This window comes from Alcaligenes pakistanensis (genome assembly GCF_014652815.1).
Lineage (GTDB): Bacteria > Pseudomonadota > Gammaproteobacteria > Burkholderiales > Burkholderiaceae_B > Alcaligenes > Alcaligenes pakistanensis.
Genome location: NZ_BMZN01000002.1, coordinates 87,519 through 104,479, shown reverse-complemented (window position 1 = coordinate 104,479; position 16,961 = coordinate 87,519). Strand labels below are relative to the sequence as shown.

The 16,961-nt window shown below is 56.1% G+C and carries 15 protein-coding genes; 1 reads left to right on the top strand and 14 read right to left on the bottom strand.

The genetic code is table 11. The features are described 5' to 3' along the window. Nucleotides 1–468 precede the first annotated feature (468 nt). Nucleotides 469–705: a hypothetical protein gene (locus tag IE156_RS05490; RefSeq protein WP_229841047.1), complete on the top strand. Its 237-nt coding sequence runs from the start codon at nt 469–471 to the stop codon at nt 703–705. 348 nt (nt 706–1,053) lie between these two features. On the opposite strand, the gene IE156_RS05485 is transcribed toward IE156_RS05490, so the two are convergent. The 14 genes from IE156_RS05485 to IE156_RS05420 all read right to left on the bottom strand — a co-directional run bounded on the left by IE156_RS05485 (nt 1,054) and on the right by IE156_RS05420 (nt 16,949). After that, nucleotides 1,054–3,129 (bottom strand): UvrD-helicase domain-containing protein, encoded by a 2,076-nt coding sequence (locus IE156_RS05485; RefSeq protein WP_189391539.1) that lies wholly within the window; start codon nt 3,127–3,129, stop codon nt 1,054–1,056. Nucleotides 3,130–3,305: 176 nt separating this feature from the next. Next, on the bottom strand, nt 3,306–5,399 hold the full coding sequence (locus IE156_RS05480) for a primosomal protein N' (RefSeq protein WP_189391538.1): 2,094 nt from the start codon (nt 5,397–5,399) through the stop codon (nt 3,306–3,308). A 284-nt stretch (nt 5,400–5,683) separates the two neighbouring features. Continuing rightward, a complete protein-coding gene (gene hemE / locus IE156_RS05475) occupies nt 5,684–6,760 on the bottom strand; it encodes a uroporphyrinogen decarboxylase (protein ID WP_189391537.1) in 1,077 nt (358 codons plus the stop codon). 31 nt (nt 6,761–6,791) lie between these two features. After that, nucleotides 6,792–7,592: a hypothetical protein gene (locus IE156_RS05470; RefSeq protein WP_189391536.1), complete on the bottom strand. Its 801-nt coding sequence runs from the start codon at nt 7,590–7,592 to the stop codon at nt 6,792–6,794. 113 nt (nt 7,593–7,705) lie between these two features. Continuing rightward, a complete protein-coding gene (locus tag IE156_RS05465) occupies nt 7,706–8,656 on the bottom strand; it encodes a helix-turn-helix domain-containing protein (RefSeq protein WP_189391535.1) in 951 nt (316 codons plus the stop codon). Between the two features lie 120 nt (nt 8,657–8,776). Continuing rightward, on the bottom strand, nt 8,777–9,277 hold the full coding sequence (locus IE156_RS05460; protein WP_189391534.1) for a c-type cytochrome: 501 nt from the start codon (nt 9,275–9,277) through the stop codon (nt 8,777–8,779). 136 nt (nt 9,278–9,413) lie between these two features. Next, a complete protein-coding gene (locus IE156_RS05455; RefSeq protein ID WP_021447059.1) occupies nt 9,414–9,962 on the bottom strand; it encodes an aralkylamine dehydrogenase light chain in 549 nt (182 codons plus the stop codon). Continuing rightward, complete coding sequence (mauD, locus tag IE156_RS05450; RefSeq protein WP_189391533.1) at nt 9,946–10,587, bottom strand: methylamine dehydrogenase accessory protein MauD; 642 nt, start codon at nt 10,585–10,587, stop codon at nt 9,946–9,948. The genes IE156_RS05455 and mauD overlap by 17 nt, the downstream gene beginning before the upstream one ends. A gap of 9 nt (nt 10,588–10,596) precedes the next feature. Next, a complete protein-coding gene (locus IE156_RS05445) occupies nt 10,597–11,139 on the bottom strand; it encodes a MauE/DoxX family redox-associated membrane protein (protein ID WP_189391532.1) in 543 nt (180 codons plus the stop codon). Nucleotide 11,140: 1 nt separating this feature from the next. Further along, nucleotides 11,141–12,313, bottom strand: a complete 1,173-nt coding sequence (locus IE156_RS05440; RefSeq protein ID WP_189391531.1) for an amine dehydrogenase large subunit — start codon at nt 12,311–12,313, stop codon at nt 11,141–11,143. A gap of 31 nt (nt 12,314–12,344) precedes the next feature. Continuing rightward, the gene (locus IE156_RS05435) at nt 12,345–13,217 is read right to left on the bottom strand and encodes a transporter (RefSeq protein ID WP_189391530.1); all 873 of its coding nucleotides are present in this window, start codon (nt 13,215–13,217) and stop codon (nt 12,345–12,347) included. A gap of 331 nt (nt 13,218–13,548) precedes the next feature. Further along, nucleotides 13,549–15,039 (bottom strand): aldehyde dehydrogenase family protein, encoded by a 1,491-nt coding sequence (locus IE156_RS05430; protein WP_189391529.1) that lies wholly within the window; start codon nt 15,037–15,039, stop codon nt 13,549–13,551. A 125-nt stretch (nt 15,040–15,164) separates the two neighbouring features. Next, nucleotides 15,165–15,722: a methylated-DNA--[protein]-cysteine S-methyltransferase gene (locus tag IE156_RS05425; RefSeq protein WP_189391528.1), complete on the bottom strand. Its 558-nt coding sequence runs from the start codon at nt 15,720–15,722 to the stop codon at nt 15,165–15,167. 321 nt (nt 15,723–16,043) lie between these two features. Continuing rightward, complete coding sequence (locus IE156_RS05420; RefSeq protein ID WP_189391527.1) at nt 16,044–16,949, bottom strand: dihydrodipicolinate synthase family protein; 906 nt, start codon at nt 16,947–16,949, stop codon at nt 16,044–16,046. Between the last annotated feature and the right edge of the window lie 12 nt (nt 16,950–16,961).

The window sequence follows — 16,961 nt, the reverse complement described above, 5'->3', positions numbered from 1 at the left end:
CGTTTCTGTGTGGTCCTGAGGGGGCCGGAGCTGAGCACTTGCCGGTGCTATGCACCGGTTCCCTTGGCAGGTACTCTGAATCGCTCCCACCCCCTCAGGACCACACAGAAACGGCTGGCTTAGTACCGGCAAGGTGACTGCGCTCTAAAACTTTTGGCCCCCTTTTGGGGGTGTTTTTTCCTGCTTTTCTTGGTGGTTTGGAGACTACGGTGTGTTTGTACAGGCTGACCCAACCGCTCCATCTTTCATATTGCCGATGCCCGTCGACCTACGACCTGAAATTGTCTAAAACAGCTGGAACCCAGCGTTTATAAGCCTTTGATTCCTTTTTGCTTTCCCTGAAATCCTAGGGTTTTCCCTTAAAAGCTACAAATACCTCGATGACTAGGGTTTACCCTTGATTAAAGGCTAGGGAAAACCCTATAATGAGGATTCGTAACTTAGACCTTCACCTTAAAGGGAAAGCAAATGTCTACCATGACCACTTACTCGCACTACATTCACTGGAGCGATGCTGTTGAGCGTGGGGTAATGCAGAATGCCCTGGAAAATGGTGAATCCGTGTCTTTAACTGCACTGACCAAAGCAGCGGCCAAGCAAATTTCCAAAGCCGCCAACGTGGTGTTCAAGTACATGGTCGAATTGACCCATGCCTTGAACGAAGCCCGCATCCGTGATTCCCGCATGTCGGCCAGCTACTGGTAAGCCACGCATCACCGTTGTAACGCTCAAGCAAAACACCGCTTGTTGTTGAAAAGCCTGCTGATTTAGCAGGCTTTTGTTTTTTGTGCATTTGTTAACACGGTGCTTTGTGGCTGCTTATCGTATTAATGCACAGCTTATGACGTTGCCTCACTAGGCTTACGTTCCTGATTACTTATCCGTCCCCTATTGCCAAGAGCGGGATGTGTTTCTACGACGGACTCACATCTCTAGCTGTACAGGCATCAGCCGTCCGAGCATAGATAAAGGCCAGCAAAAGCTGGCCTGAAGCACTAAGGGGTTTTAAAGCAGGGGCAAAGTCCCAAATAAGCCTCGGTCTCTGGAAACGAGTTAGGACTTGTTCAACAAATTCTTGAGCATGTCCAAGCGCTGTTTGGGGCTTAAGGCCGCCTGCGCGGGATCTTCCTGGGCACCAGGATCTTCGATCTTCATTTCATCAATAAAGCGGGAACGTTCACGCACCAGGTTCTCGCGTGCGCGTCTGCGCTTTTTACACCAGCTCAATCGCAGGCTGCGTTGGGCTCGGGTAATGCCTACGTACATCAGGCGTCGTTCTTCTTGGATACGTTGCGCCAGAATATCAGCCTCTTTATCCGGGTCGATATCTTCGTCGTCACGCCCGATATGCGGCAGCAAACCTTCTTCCACCCCGACCAAGAACACATGCGGATACTCCAATCCTTTGGAGGCATGCAAGGTAGAGAGTTTGACGGCATCCGGGTCTTCGTCTTCACCGCGCTCCAGCATGGTGATCAATGCAACGCGTTGCACCAGATCGTTCAGACTAAGCTGATCGTCTGCCGCTTTGGATTTCAGCCAGCTAATCAATTCCAGCACGTTTTCCCAGCGACTCTGCGCGGGGCGTTCGTCGAACATATCGTACAGATAGCGTTCGTAGTCGATGGCGCGCAGCAACTCGTCCAGCAGCTCGCTGACGGCCGTGTCATGTCCTTCCTGTTCGCTTTCTACCCGGTCCGCTCTTTGCTGGATACGGCCTATGAACTGCCCAAAGACGCTAAGAGGCTCCAACTGTCGTTCGGCCAGACGATCGGTCAAAGCAATCTGGGAGACGGCAGCGTACAAAGACAGTTTTTGTTCGGCTGCAAACTGGCCCAGCACTTGCAAGGTGGCTTGCCCAATACCACGTCGTGGCGTGGTGGCGGCGCGGATGAAAGCGGGATCATCGTCTTCGTTGGCGACAATCCGCAGGTAAGACAGAATGTCGCGGATCTCGGCCTTGTCAAAGAAACTCTGGCCACCCGAGATGGTGTAGGGAATACGTAAGTTACGCAGTGCCTGCTCAAAAATCCGGGCCTGATGGTTGCCACGATACAGAACCGCAAAGTCGCGCCATTCAGCCTGACGCTCAAAGCGTTCTGCCGACAAACGCATGGCAACGGTATCAGCCTCGTTTTGTTCGTCGTCTGTTACATGCACCTGGATAGGCTCACCAAAACCTAGGTCCGACCAAAGTTTTTTGCCGAACACGACAGGATTATTGCCAATGACATTATTGGCAGCCTGCAAAATCCGTTGAACTGAGCGATAGTTTTGCTCCAGCTTTACGACTTTCAGATCTGGGTAATCGCTGGGTAGCTGCGCCAGGTTTTCTACCGTAGCGCCACGCCACGCGTAAATGGCCTGGTCATCATCGCCTACTACCGTAAACATATTGCGCTGACTGGTCAGGGAACGCACCAGCCGGTACTGACACAGATTGGTGTCCTGATATTCGTCCACCAGCAAATACTGCACCCGCCGCTGCCAACGCTCGCGAACTTCTTCGTTGTCTTCCATCAGCTGGGCAGGCAGACGAATCAAATCGTCAAAGTCCACCGACTGATAGGCGATCAAGGTGGCGGCGTAGTCGCGATAAATACGGGCGGCTTCGATCTGGCTGGGTGAATTGGCAGCACGTTCGGCATCGTCCGGCCCCATCAGGGCATTTTTCCACAGGGAAATTTCTTGCTGGACAGACTTCAGGCGGCCTTTATCGGTCGTGGCCAACAGCTCCTGAATAATCGCCAAGGCATCGTTAGAGTCCAGAATGGAAAAGCGCGGCTTCAAACCGACGTGCTGCGCTTCTTCACGCAACATGCGCAGGCCCAAGGAGTGAAAGGTGCTGACCGTCAGGCCACGCAGCAGCTTGGGGTCTACCAAGGCACGAATTCGCTCGTTCATTTCACGAGCCGCTTTATTGGTAAAAGTCAGCGCCACCACTTGTCGGCCCGTGTATCCGCATTCTCGCAGCAAGTAGGCAATTTTCTGCGTAATAACGCGTGTCTTGCCACTACCCGCCCCGGCCAGCACCAAACAGGGCCCGTCCATATACAACACAGCCTGACGCTGCATGGCGTTCAGGTCGGTGGGGACAGTATGGCCGGGAGTAGTGACGGAGGTGGACATGGTGGAGTCAGTGAGTACTAAACAGGAGAACGGCGTTCAACTCTTAACGTTTTTTATACGGGTACAAGGTGCAGCTGGACAATGATGAGGGTGGTGTCACGCAAACGGCATAGGGACGAGACAAACTAAAGTCAGAGCGACATTACCGCCCCCTAGCTACCTGACCTTTACAGGCCCTAAATTTCGAGAGGATCAACTTCGATCGTAATACGCACTTTATGCTGCTTGGCCAACTGCGCAACTCGCGGCCCCCAATATCGCACAAAAGCCTGTAAAGCTGGGCGATGCGCGCTTTCCAACAGCAACTGAGCTCGCTCGACTTTGGCGACACGCAGAACTCGTAAAGGCACAGGATCGTACAGGAAAACCTGATCCGCACCCGGAAATTCGTTGGGATAGTCCTCGGGCAAACGACGCGCCTCAGTCAACAAACGAATGGCATCAGCCAATTGCGGAGCTTCGGCTGACAAGAGCACTTGATAGGCAAAGGGTGGCAAGCCTACCGATTCGCGTTCGTTCAAGGCGCTTTGGGCAAAGCCTATGTAGTCGTGCTTGATCAGGCTTTGATAGACAGGCTGATCGGGATAGCCTGTCTGGATGATGACATCGGCCCCTTCTGTGTGACGGCCTGCACGGCCAGCCACCTGCATCAGCTGAGCAAACAAACGCTCAGGTGCGCGAAAGTCGTGAGCGAACAGGGTGGCGTCGGCATTCAGAACACCCACCACGCTTAGCCGCGTGAAGTCGTGGCCTTTGGCCACCATCTGGGTACCCACCATGATGTCCACTTCACCCGCATGCACTTGCTCGAAGAGTTGCTGCGCACTGCCTTTCAAGCGCGTGCTGTCTGCATCGATGCGCACCAGACGGGCATTGGGAAGGCGCTCACCAAGAAACTCTTCAATACGTTGCGTACCACGGCCCATGGGCTGCAAATCCTGGTCGCCACAATCTGGGCAGGCATGTGGGACAGGAGCTTGATATCCGCAGTGGTGACACTGCAAATTATGTTTGTAGCCATTTTGCCTATGCAGCACGGTATAGACCGTACAACGCGGGCATTGAGACAGCCAGCCACAAGAGGCGCAATGCAATACAGGAGCGTAACCGCGCCGGTTAATGAAGACTAAAGACTGCTCGCCACGCTCCAGGCAGGCTTCCAAGGCATCCAGCAGTTGAGGGGAAAAACCGGATTCCAAGCGCAAATGGCGGGTATCGACCAGACGCACACGCGGCATGGACACTTCCCGAGCACGTTTGGGCAGACTCAACAAGCTGTAGCGCCCTTGGCGTGCATGGTTCCAGCTTTCCAACGAAGGAGTTGCTGAACCCAGTACCACCGGCACTTTCAGATCGTAGCCACGCCAGACGGCCAGATCCCGAGCGGAATAACGTAGGCCGTCCTGCTGTTTGTAGGAGCTGTCGTGCTCCTCGTCCACGATGATCAGGCCCAGCTCTGGCATGGGCGTAAAAATGGACAGGCGCGTGCCCAACAAAATACGCGCCTGACCGCTGTTGACGCGCAGCCAGGAGCGTAACCGCTCTCCTTCGGACAGACCGCTATGCAGCACGGCCAGCACATCGCCTGGTAACACACGCGCCAGACGGGCCCGCAAGACTTGCTCGAATTGCGGCGTCAGGTTGATTTCGGGAACCATGAACAAAACCTGCCGACCAGCGGCCAGCACTTGCTCCAGTACCCGCATATAGACTTCGGTTTTACCGCTGCCAGTCACCCCATGCAGCAAGAGGCAACTGCCAGGTTTGGCCGCCACAATGCCTTCGACCGCCGCCTGCTGCTCAGCATTCAGAACAGGCAGAACATCGCTATCTACGGGATCGACCTTCTTTTCCTTGCGCTTAGCCATGCGCAATACCGGGCCACCTGCTGAACGCTTGCCCAAATAAGCAGAGGGTTTTCGCAGCGGCCCTGGCAGGGCCGGCATCATGACCTCACCCAACGGACGGTGATAGTAGGTAGACGCAAAGCGCGCCATGCGCAACCAATCGGCAGGAAACGGCGGCAAATCGTCCAGCACCTGCTCAATCGCCTTGACCTGCTCCGGCGGGTACGACGGTTGCTCCGGCAAAGCCACCACCACACCTATCATTTGACGCCGCCCAAACTGCACGATGACGCGCTGCCCCACCAAAACCGGTTCGTGGTGCTGGTAATCAAACACCCCATCCAAAGGGACGTCCAAAGCTACGTGCAACCAGAAAGGTCCGGTGCTTGCCGAAGCAGGAGTGGCGTCAGGAGTGGCGGTCATGGATGGTGTTTCAAAAGGAGCTGGCCGGGTTGAAAGCCTGATAAGTCAAGAGCTTAGAGATCTGTGGATAACTTTGGGGAAAATGTCAGGAACAAAAATAACAAAGAAGCAAGCCCAGATACAATTTAATTTCCAATATCGCTGAACCAAATATAAAACACAACAATATCAAGCAATTAAAACTGGGTATTGAAATTAAATCTTAAATAAAAAAGACTCAAATTCCAGACTATCTGTGTGCATAACTTTGCGCACAAGCTGCAGCAGCCTGCGCGCAAAAGTTATCAAACGCTGTGGTGACGAGGGCTGTAAGAGTGCACTTCATCAACCAGAATGCCCACGGCTTCCGGGTCGGTGAAACGCGAAATACCGTGACCGAAGTTGAATACGTGACCGCCCTGACCCACAGGGCCGAAGTCGTCAATAACACGACGGGCTTCACGACGAATGGCTTCTTCGCCACCGAACATGGTCATGGGGTCCAGATTGCCTTGCAGGGCCAATTTGTCACCGATACGAGCACGTGCACGGGACAGGTTCACTGTCCAGTCCACACCCATGGCATCTGCGCCGCAGCCTGCGATATCTTCCAGCCACATGCCGCCGCCCTTGGTAAAGACGATGACGGGTATACGTTGGCCATCGTGTTCACGGATCAGGCCATCGACCACTTTACGGGTGTAAGCCAGGGAGAATTCCTGGAACAAGGAATCGGACAACACACCGCCCCAGCTATCGAACAGCATCACAGCCTGTGCACCGGCACGGATCTGGGCGTTCAGGTATTCCTGGGTAGTCCGGGCATTGATTTCCAGCATGCGGTGCATCAGGTCTGGACGCTGATACATCATGCTTTTCACCAGACGGTAATCGTCCGAGCCTTGGCCTTCTACCATGTAGCAGGCAATGGTCCAGGGGCTGCCTGCAAAACCGATCAGCGGTACTTTGCCGTCCAGTTCCTTGCGAATCAGCGAGACCGCATCAAACACGTACTGCAGCTTGGACATATCAGGTGCTTCCAAAGCCATGACATCGGCTTCGTTACGCACGGGGCGAGCAAAACGCGGGCCTTCACCAGCCACGAAATCCAGACCCAGGCCCATAGCGTGCGGCACAGTCAGGATGTCGGAGAACAGAATGGCGGCATCCAGATCGAAACGACGCAAGGGCTGCAAAGTAACTTCGCACGCAAATTCAGGGTTCTGGGCCAGTTGCATGAAAGAGCCGGCCTGGGCACGGGTCGCATTGTATTCAGGCAAGTAACGCCCAGCTTGGCGCATCAGCCAGATGGGGGTGTAAGGCACAGGCTCACGCAACAGCGCGCGCAGAAAAACATCGTTTTTTAATTGAGGTAAAGACACGGCAATCCCTATTGAAAAATGCCTGTTAATTTTAACCATCGTGTTCGTCGTCTGGGTTTGACGCGGATCGAAAGCGTGCAGCATCGATATGGTGTTTGCGCATCAGTGCCCAGAAAGCACGCCGGTGCTTTTGCGCGGAGCGGGCCGCCATGGCGATATTGCCGCTATGGCGATCAAGGGCGGCATGGATATAGGCCTGCTCAAAGCGGGCCACAATCCGTCCCTTGGCAACTTTGAAGGATTCCTGGCTACATGCGTAGCGCGAGGCTACTGCAGCGGCATAGGCTTCCAGCGTCGTCCCTTCCTGTTGCAAGATAGTTTGCGACAGGCGCTGCTCCGTGGGGCCGGGGTGCAGGACCAGATCCTGGTTTTCCTGCACCCTATAGTGTATCCGACCCGACAGCCCCGGTTCATTCAATGCGTGGGAAGACGCTTGCAAACGTTGGCGATTGATGCGGGCGCGCAAATCGTCCAGGCATAAAGGCTCGCGGACGTAGTCTGCCAGACCCAATTCCAGCAAATCCGTCAGGGCCGCTGCCTTGATGGCGCGTACCAAACCAAAGATCGGTACGGGCAAGAGCCCCTGAGCCACCGACAGGGCCCGACGCACATTGACCAGGGAGGCGGCTTCGATAGGAATCAGGCAAGCGTCAAAGCGCAGCAAGAGCGCCGCCGAGCGGCGCAAAAAGAGATATTCCTGATCGGCTTGCGAGGCGGGGGGGAGTTGCAAGGCTTGCAGTTGCAGACGCTCGCAGGGCGGGATGATGGCCAGCAAATTCTGGGCCCAACTAGGCTGCGTGTGCAACAGGGCGCAATCGAGGTGTAGACGCATGAGACTGTCCTTGAGAAGCCGGGCAAGCCACACCGGCTGCCCCAATCGAGAGCTTCTAGAATAGAAATCCGACCTGTTTGCGATAAGTCGGAGTTGCGTCTACGTACCTGTACTTAATCGCCGCAAATGCGGCTGCGTCGCCATTCGCTGGGCGACATACCGAAGCGTCGCCGGAAGGCATGACTGAAGACTGCCGCGTCTGAAAAGCCCATTTGCCAGGCCAGTTCGCTGATCTGTCGGCCGGGTTTGCCATCCACCAATAATTGACAGGCACGCTCCAGTCGGGCGGCCATGATGTAGTCAGCGGGGGCCTGGCCGCAGAACTCAAATAGCTTGTAGAGATAGCGGCGCGAAATACGAAACTGCAGCGCCAAAGACTGCGCATTCAAACCGGTATCGCCCAGATGATCCTGCACATATTGCTGGATTTGGAGCAGTTGTCCGCGTCGCACTTCGTCCAAGGCTGATTCGGTCGTTACGGGACGGCCATCAGCCAGACTCAAGGCCATCATGCGGATCACGGTTTGAGACAGCTCATTCAAGGCGGAAGGCGATAAATGCCCTCGTTCCTGCAAACCCAAACGCAGCATGTCCATGGCAATTCGGGCCGGACCCGCGGTGGCCGAGAAGGATCGGGCTACCGCATCGCTTAACCAGGGCAGCCAAGGCAGCAGACGCTCTTCCTCGAACTGCAAAACCAGAAAATGAGATTGATCCTGCACGGACACTTCGTAAGGGCGGGTGGTGTCATAAATGCCCCACTCGCCGGCATTCAAAATGCCGGTCCGATTATCCTGTTCGATCTGGCTGCTGCCGCTGATCTGCAAGGTGACTTTATAAAGCGCCTGCTCCGACTGGCTGGCCAGTGCCTGTGTGCGTCGCACCCGCTGGGCGCTGGTACACAGCTCCATGACATCCACCGAGCCCATGCGATCCGTCGCTGCCCGGTTGGAAAAGCCTCGGAGCGACTCCGGTTGAACCTCCAACGGCACGAAATACGCGCACACCACTTCCTGCCAGGCAGCCAGGCTCTTAAAAGAGGCAGCAGGAGTGCGCAATAACATAGACATTGCCTGAGGAGCCCTTGCGGTCAACGCTATTGATCGGGGGGATGGGAGGGCAGAAACGCCCTCTTTCTTATAGCCCTAAAAAATTCAAGCGTCTACGGTCGTTAACCCGCTGTATCAGCGTTCCATGGAACCATACAGGTAGGGAGCAGGCTCCAAACCCAGCTTGTTCATCTGGACGGTTAGTTCAGTACGCGCTTTGAGCACGTCATCAAAACGGTGACGTCGGGACGCGCCGACCTCGGCAGAGGTAAAGGGCCGATATTCGGGTGTCACTTCCTCGGGGCTGAATTTAGCCACGATCCAGTTCAGCACGCGAGCCAGATCCGCATTATCCAATTGCGACTGCGAGGCACCGGGCACCCGGATCATATAGTCCCGCCCGGCTGGCAAGCGTGTAAACAAGCCAATGGACTGGTTGAAATCGGGAATACCGCGATGCGTCAGGCCCTGGCCGTCGTAGCGATGGCAGCCCGCACATTGCAGCATATAGTCTTTAAAAGCCTGAGAGCTTTGCAGGTAATCGCCCGTTCCGGCCATCTCTTCTTGGGCCTGGGCCCAAGGCGTAAACGCCAGGAGTACGGCGCCCAAACAGGCCAGGCGCAAAGATGTCCACACAGTGATGCCTCCTTAAGTAACCAGACGCCATCCAGGCCATCCGGCACCTTGTTCAACGCCAGGGTCTGTCCGCAGAGCGAAAGAACATGTCGAAACGACAGATCCTTACACCGCCCGGGCAGCCCCGGAGCCTTTTTTAGTTTTTGGCCAAGCCAACCAGCACAGACGTTGTGCAATGGAAGGTGCTGTTCTCATTTGCCATGCACCAGTTCACGTCGTTGTGCAGGAAGAACTCGTAGCCTGGACGTTCACGGGTTTGTGTATTGCACTGGCAGCGACCGCAAGCCGTCTTGCCGCAGCAGTCGTGGTAGCTGATCAGGTAGTCTTTGCCATCGTGCGGGTTGTGGCAGGTGCCAATCCACGAGATGGGCGATGGCGTCGAGCCCGGAGGGCAGGTGGTGGTTGTGCCGCCGCAGCAAGAACACAAGAACCCATCCACCGCGCAGTGACGCCAGTAGTCGCAGGAGTTCACTTCGTCTTCATTCGCCAGATCGGGATTCAGACTGATGTGATCTGCGCCACTGCTGCTGCCGCCTCCACCGGCGGCACGAGCCACAGGCAGTACCGGCAGCACAAAGGCCGAACCGACCATTAATTTGCCCACCGAGCGCAGTACGCTGCGACGCGAGGTCTTGTGGGCGACAGAACGGGAGAGACTCTCCCCAAATTTATCCAGCCAACGCATTGACGTTCTCCTTTCGTGATACCTGCACTTGCTTCATGCCCGAGTCACCGGCCAAATATTCCTGCGCCGACGCAACACCCAGGTCTTTAGCGGTAAACAGGCTTTCCAGCTGTTCACGCGAATTGACCAGACCCTTGCCGCGCACGATACCGTTCTCGTCGATCAACACCGCATAAGGCAGTTTGCTGATCTGAAAGCCCATGCCCAGCTGTGTGGACAACACGTAAGGGAAGCTGTCCAGCTGCGCCTTCTGGTAGAAAGCCAGATGCTCGGGCATCTCACCATCACTGGCCAGCACGATATCAACCCACTGACCCTCCGAACCCTGAATGGATCGCAGAATCGGCAAGAGCTTCTTACACACGGGGCAGGTAGGCGACATGAAAAAGATCAACTGGCTACGGGGGCCAGCCACACCTACGGAAACAGCACGACCACGCAGGTCTTGCAGCTCCATCACCGGGGCAGCGTCACCCACTTGCGGGCCTTTATCCATCGTCAAGGCCCCCATGGGGGCAACCCGTTCGTACAACACGCCAATCTGGCGCGACAGGGCAAGCACAACCAGCACCAGGGCCAGTACGATTACCCACAAAATGACATTGGAAATCATTAAAGCGGTCATTGAGGTCTCCTAAGAATTCTGCATTTTCTGGAATTTAAGATGGAATTCGATCAACTGGTTGGCCGCGTAGTACAGGCCCAGCAAGGCCAAGGTGGCGCCAAAGAAGGTCAAACCATCTATCCAGACCAGTTCACGGGCACTGTTGATGGCCCAGTCACCACTGGCCAGCGCCAGCACGGCCAACAAGGCATTGCGAGCAATCAGCCACCAGGACAAACCACCCGAGGACTCTCCCAGTCCGGAGCAGCCGCAATCGACATCGCGACGGCCACGCAGCAGGTTAATCACAATGCCACTGGTGGCGACCAGCAGCACGCACAGGGCCAAGACAGCCCCCAGCGAACGGCTGGCTGGCCACAGTAGCAAAGGCGCGCTAAGCGCCTCGGCCACCACAAACAGCACACTGAACGGTCGTAATAACACTTCCGGCAACAATCGATACCCGCCGACCGCTGCCTCGAACAGGCTGAAGTGACGCAATTTATCCAGCGCCCCCAGCCCCATCAGCACGGCCAGGCAAGCCAGGCTGGCATAAGTCAGGACCGGGTCCATATCAGAGCCCCCCAACCGGGTGGAACTGAACTTGCAAGGAAGCTTCTGCAGCGCCTTCAATAGTGCGCAGCAACTTGGGTTCAGGCTGGCTGATGTCGTAGACGTTCACATTGCCACCGTCCAATGTCAGCATCAGGTTGCGCTGCTGATCAATAGTCATGGACAAGGCATCACGTCCGGGAACGCGGGCAACGCGCTTTTTAGTCTTGGTATCCATGACCCAGATCTCTGCGGCGGGGAACTTGTGAGTGCCCTCTTTGCCATCGGGGTGCATGAATACGTACATGCGACCACTGGCACGATGCAAGCCCACCAGGTTGTAGCCACCAGGCACCCAGTTCTTGGCCTTGTCCTCATCGCTCAGCAAGGACCAGGGGCCGTCAACCTTGACTTCGTCTCCGCTGAAATCAGCACTGTAGACATTGCCGTAATAGGACACGAAGTGAGCCTTGTCCTTGTCCAGGGCAGGAGCAATAAAGATCGGGTCGTCTTTGACCGAGAACATCTGCTTGCTGCGCGACTGGCTGGCCACTTTGCCGTCCTCGCCCAGGTTGATGGTCAACAAGCCACCATCGCCGCAAATAGTCATGAAGCTGCGTGGGCGATTAGGCTGAGGAATCACGCTCCAGCAACCAGCGGCAGCGGTGACGTCTTCCACATAGTCGCCCTTGGCTACGTCCACGATACCGATGGAGGTCGCAGGCGAGGCGTTTTGCAGCACGATGAATTTGCCGTCAGTCGTCTGACGGAACATGCCATCGTAGTTCAGGCCCTGAACACGCTTGGGTGGCAGAGAAATTTCTTTGTCAAAGGTCAGCTTGTCGGCGTCCCAGACTTCCACCACGTCCGAACGCTTACCGCGGGTGACGCGCTCGTGGTAGGTGGTCATGGTGTAGATTTTCTTGCCGTCGTTGGACAACTGCACATGGCCGTTGAACGCGGTAGGCACCATGCCCAGGAATTTGCCGTTGGTGTAGTCATAGACATGCACGCGGCTTTCAGTCAGGTGGTTGAACACCGAGTCCATGACATAGATACGATTTTCCTGGGGGGCAGACACGCTGTGGCCACCGGTCAAAACCTCAAGCGGCTTGTCCTGGGCTTGCGCTCCACCGGCCAGTACCATCAGCCCCAACATAGCGGCGGCGGTCGTTAATTTAAATTTAGACTTCATTGGATGTCTCTCCTCATGGGCGTCCACGCTGTCAGAACGCATAGGCATAACGGAATTGCAGGCCGCGCATGCGCGGGCCATTCTCGACTTTCAAATCATGGATGTACTGCAATTGCACTTGGTGGGCGTCGGTGAGCTGATGGGTAATTTCAGCCGCCAGTTGGTGGTTGCGTGCCCGCGTCACCGTGGTTTGGCCATTGACCCGCTCGCGCCCGCCAGTTTCATAGCGGTAGCGCAGACCCACATAGGTCTTTTCAGTCAGGTTGGTTGAAACAAGAGCCATCAGGCGAATTGCCGTGTCTTTTTTCAGGGTCTGGCCGTAGTAGTTCTTGTTATTGCCAAAGAACTCGAATTCCGCCACGCCTTCCACAAAGGAGGATTCGCCAAAACCTTTCACAATCGCGAAGTCTTGAATGGTGCTCCAGCGGTTTTTACCCGAGGACACATCCGCGTGCGAGCCGTGGTAACGGCCTGTAGGAGCCGTAATGAAGGGCTCCCAGGCAAACCAGAAACGGTTTTCCGGATCGTTATGCAACCAGACCGCCGCCCCGGCAGTCACGTCACCAATACCCGTCATGCGATCGCGGTCTGCCCCAGGGACGTCCAGCGTGTTGCGAAAACCGGGCACAATCAGCTCGTACTGCACCGTTTTACCGGCCAGTTCACGAAAGTGCATCTGGCGGTAAATCATGCCTTGCACATTAAGTTTGGGACTCTCGCCAATTCGTGAACCCTGATCATAGAAACCGTGCGACTTCAGGCCCATCATGTAGACGGCCAGGATATTGGTACCTACCGGAGCCGGTATCCAATCCCGAGCACTGGGGTCGCCTGCATGGGCAATCCCGACACTAACACCGCTCAAGGCCAAGGCCAGAGCGGTCCGCTGCACTATTGCGTACATTATTTTTGTCTCCTCGAAGAAGGCGCGAACTGTATCGTTATTGTGTTCGCGCCTGTATACCGAACCTGTTCAAGGCCTTTTCATGGTTCCCGCAAGGCGTTACATTGCCGCAATCTAGACGCGTGCCGCCGCTCATGCTCATTGGCCTGGGCAAGGCATGCAACGACGAGTGCGGCAATGTAACGCCTTGCCCGAAGGGTTGCCCCGCAAACACAACGTCTGCTGTGTTGCAAATCCTCGCCGGACGAGCGGACCTGCTGCGGTTTGCGCCTTGCATCCATTGCGTTTGCGGGGCAACGGGAACCATGAAAAGGCCTTGATCAGGTTCTTACTAGGCTGCCGGGTAAGCCATGCAGACCGATTTGGTCTCCAGATAGGCCTCTACCGCGGCGCGCCCGTGTTCCCGACCCAGGCCGGACTGCTTGTAGCCACCAAAGGGCATGCTGGGGTCCAGCATGTTGTGCGTGTTGACCCACACCGTGCCCGCCTTAATACCGGCGGTCAGACGTTGTACGCGGGCCAGGTCCTGACTCCAGACGCTGGCACCCAGGCCAAAGTCTGTATCGTTGGCCAATGCCAGTGCCTGCGCCTCGGTATCAAACGGGGTCGCAACCACGACAGGTCCAAAGATTTCTTCACGCATGATGCGGGCATCGGGTGCCACATCGGCAAACACAGTGGGGCGTACAAAGTAGCCCTGCTCGGGGCGTGCGCCCTCGCCTGCCAACATGCGGCCGCCTTGCTGGCGACCCACATCAATGTAGTTCTGCACGCGCTGCTGGTGGCGTGCCGAGATCAGCGGAGCAATCTGGGTGGACTGCTCAAAACCCGAGCCCAGTGTCATGGAAGAAGCCAAGTCAGCCACGCCCTGCACCACACGCTCGTAAATACCTTTTTGTACAAACAGACGCGAACCGGCGGTACACACCTGTCCCTGGTTAAAGAAGATAGCGTTGGCCGCCCCTTGAATGGCCATGTCCACATCGCAATCGTCCATGATGACAACGGGGGACTTGCCACCCAGCTCCAGGGACATGCGCTTCATATCGTTGATGGCTTGATGACCAATCAGCTTGCCCACCTCTGTGGAACCGGTGAAGGAAATCTTATTGACGCCAGGGTGGGCCGTCAAAGCAGCGCCGGTACTCTCGCCACGGCCTGTAATCACGTTGATCACACCGGCCGGGAAACCAGCTTCCAGAGCCAGTTCAGCCAGGCGAATGGCGGTTAGCGGGGTTTCTTCAGCAGGCTTCAGAACCACGGTGCAACCGGCAGCCATGGCAGGCGCGATCTTCCAGACGGCCATCAGCAGCGGAAAGTTCCAAGGCACGATGGCGCCGACCACACCCACTGGCTCCTGGCGCGTGTACGCGTGGTAATTGATACCGGGAGGAAAGGCGATGGAGGGCGAGAGCAGTTCACCGCTGATCTTGGTGGCCCAACCGGCCATATAACGCAGCCATTGGGCGCTGGCAGCCACTTCCAAGCCGTAGGAGAAGAACAGCAGTTTGCCGTTGTTCAGGGTTTCCAGACGGGCCAGTTCGTCTGCATTGGCTTCAACCAGATCAGCCAAACGCAGCAAGAGACGTTCGCGCTGAGCGGGCAGCATTTTGCCCCATTCGCCCTGCTCCAGAGCCTGACGGGCAGCACGCACAGCAAGGTCTACGCCTTGAGCGCCAGCCTCAGGCTGATGCGCAATCACTTGTCCGGTCGCCGGGTCATAGACGGGAATAGTGGGTCCCTGAGATTGACTGACGGGCTTGCCGTCAATAATCATGTGTTCGCGAATCGCGTTGCGCTCGACTTGTACATCCTGGCCCATAGTCTGTCTCCACACGGAATAGTTGATTCTTAACGAATCCAGTATAGGGACGAGGACCAGCCCAGACTTGTGATTCTGTGCACGAGGGCTTGTTGATTTGGGTACGGAGTGAAGCGTGGACTGCGCTAGAACAAATCCAGTTGGGCGGGCATGCTGAGCTGAAAATCGCCCACACCGGTCAAATGCACACGGCGTTCAAAGTCCAGCAAGCTGGCTTTGCGATGCAGACCGGAGCTAAAGCCGGTCAACATGCCATTGGCACCCTGCACGCGATGGCAAGGCACGATGATGCTGATGGGATTCAGGCCGCAAGCCTGGCCTACGGCGCGAACGGCTTTAGGACGGCCCAGGTGTTCGGCCATTTGGCCGTAAGTCCAGGTCTGGCCATAAGGGATGGTCTGCAAAGCCTGCCAGACCTGTTGCTGAAACTGTGTGCCTTGCAAGCTGAAAGGCAGGTCAAACTGTTGCAGCTTGCCGGCAAAATACGCGTCCAACTGAGTCTGCACGGGTTCGGCCAAAGCAGGTTCGTCGATCAATCCGGCCAGTTGCTCGGGAGTCAGGCCATGCACGGTCTCCTCTTCAAAGTCCAGACGCAGCAAGGCTCCTTGAGCATCGACCAGCACGCGCATCACCCCTAAAGGCGTATCAAAGCAGGCAGTACGCAGCCCGACATAGGCAAACATGGCAATCCCTATCCGAGAGCAGAATGTTCGATCATACTGCGCGGACAAGGGCATTTCAAAAGTGTGCACAAGCCCTGAAAGGATATGGAATCGGGATTGAACAGGTGGGGATTACAAGCGAGCAGTAGGAGACCGTTTCTCTATATTAAGTGGGGCACCGGCCCGGAGCTGCGCCAAGCAAAGAGCCAGGCAGCGGCGAACACAGACGCAACAAGAAAGCACGGCAAAACAATAAAAAAACCGGATAAGTTATTGGAACGCCCAAGTGACTTATCCGGCTACAACAGCAAGTACAGCAAATACTACAAGTACAGCAAGGTTCTATACGGCTTGTACGCCTTGTATCGACAGGTCCAGACCAACACGGCGCACGACAGCCTCAAACTCGTCACGACTGATGTGATCCAGAGCCGTGGCCGGGTCGCGGGTGGCGTCGCAAGCAATGATGCCACGGCGCATATAAGAGTATTTACGCAACGCCAGCGCCACCAGCGGTTGAAACTCGTAGCGAATCAGCGAGCAATAACGGTCAAACACCCGGGCGGCTTCTTCTTGTTCACCCTGGCGATGCAGCGCATAAACTTTCAACAGAATTTCCGGGAAGGAAAAACCGGTGACCACGCCATCGGCACCCCGCTGCAACTCTTCCAGAAAATGCATGCCCCCCAAACCACTCAAGATAGGCAGGGCATCGCCTGTCAAACCACGCACAGCAGTAATTTTCTGACCCACTGGTGGATCTTCAGAGTTCAGAATAGACACGCCCGCCTCGCCTTTCAGGCGCACGGCCAAGGCGGGGCTGATACGAGCAGCAAACAGTTCCGGAAAGTCGTGAATGACGACAGGAAGGCGGATAGCCTGCACGATCTGGCGGTAGTAGGACACCTGCATCTCGTCGTCTGCTCCTGCCAAGGGAGCGACAAAAATCGCATCGGCGCCCAGGTCCTCGGCACTGCGGGCCTGCTCAACTGCGGCGGCTGTACCCAAAGCACGCACGCCCACCCAGACGGGCACCGCACCACGCACCGCCGCCACCACGGTTTCAATGACACGGCGACGCTCAAAGGTACTGAGCTTATGCAACTCGCCCATCACCCCCAAAATTGCCAGCCCGTGAATACCGGCTTCCAGCTGGAAATTCACCAGGCTGACCAGGCTTTGCAAATCCAGCTCGCCACCCGGCTTGAAGGGGGTGGGGCAAATGGAAAAGACACCTTTATTTTTCATAGTTACGCTTAG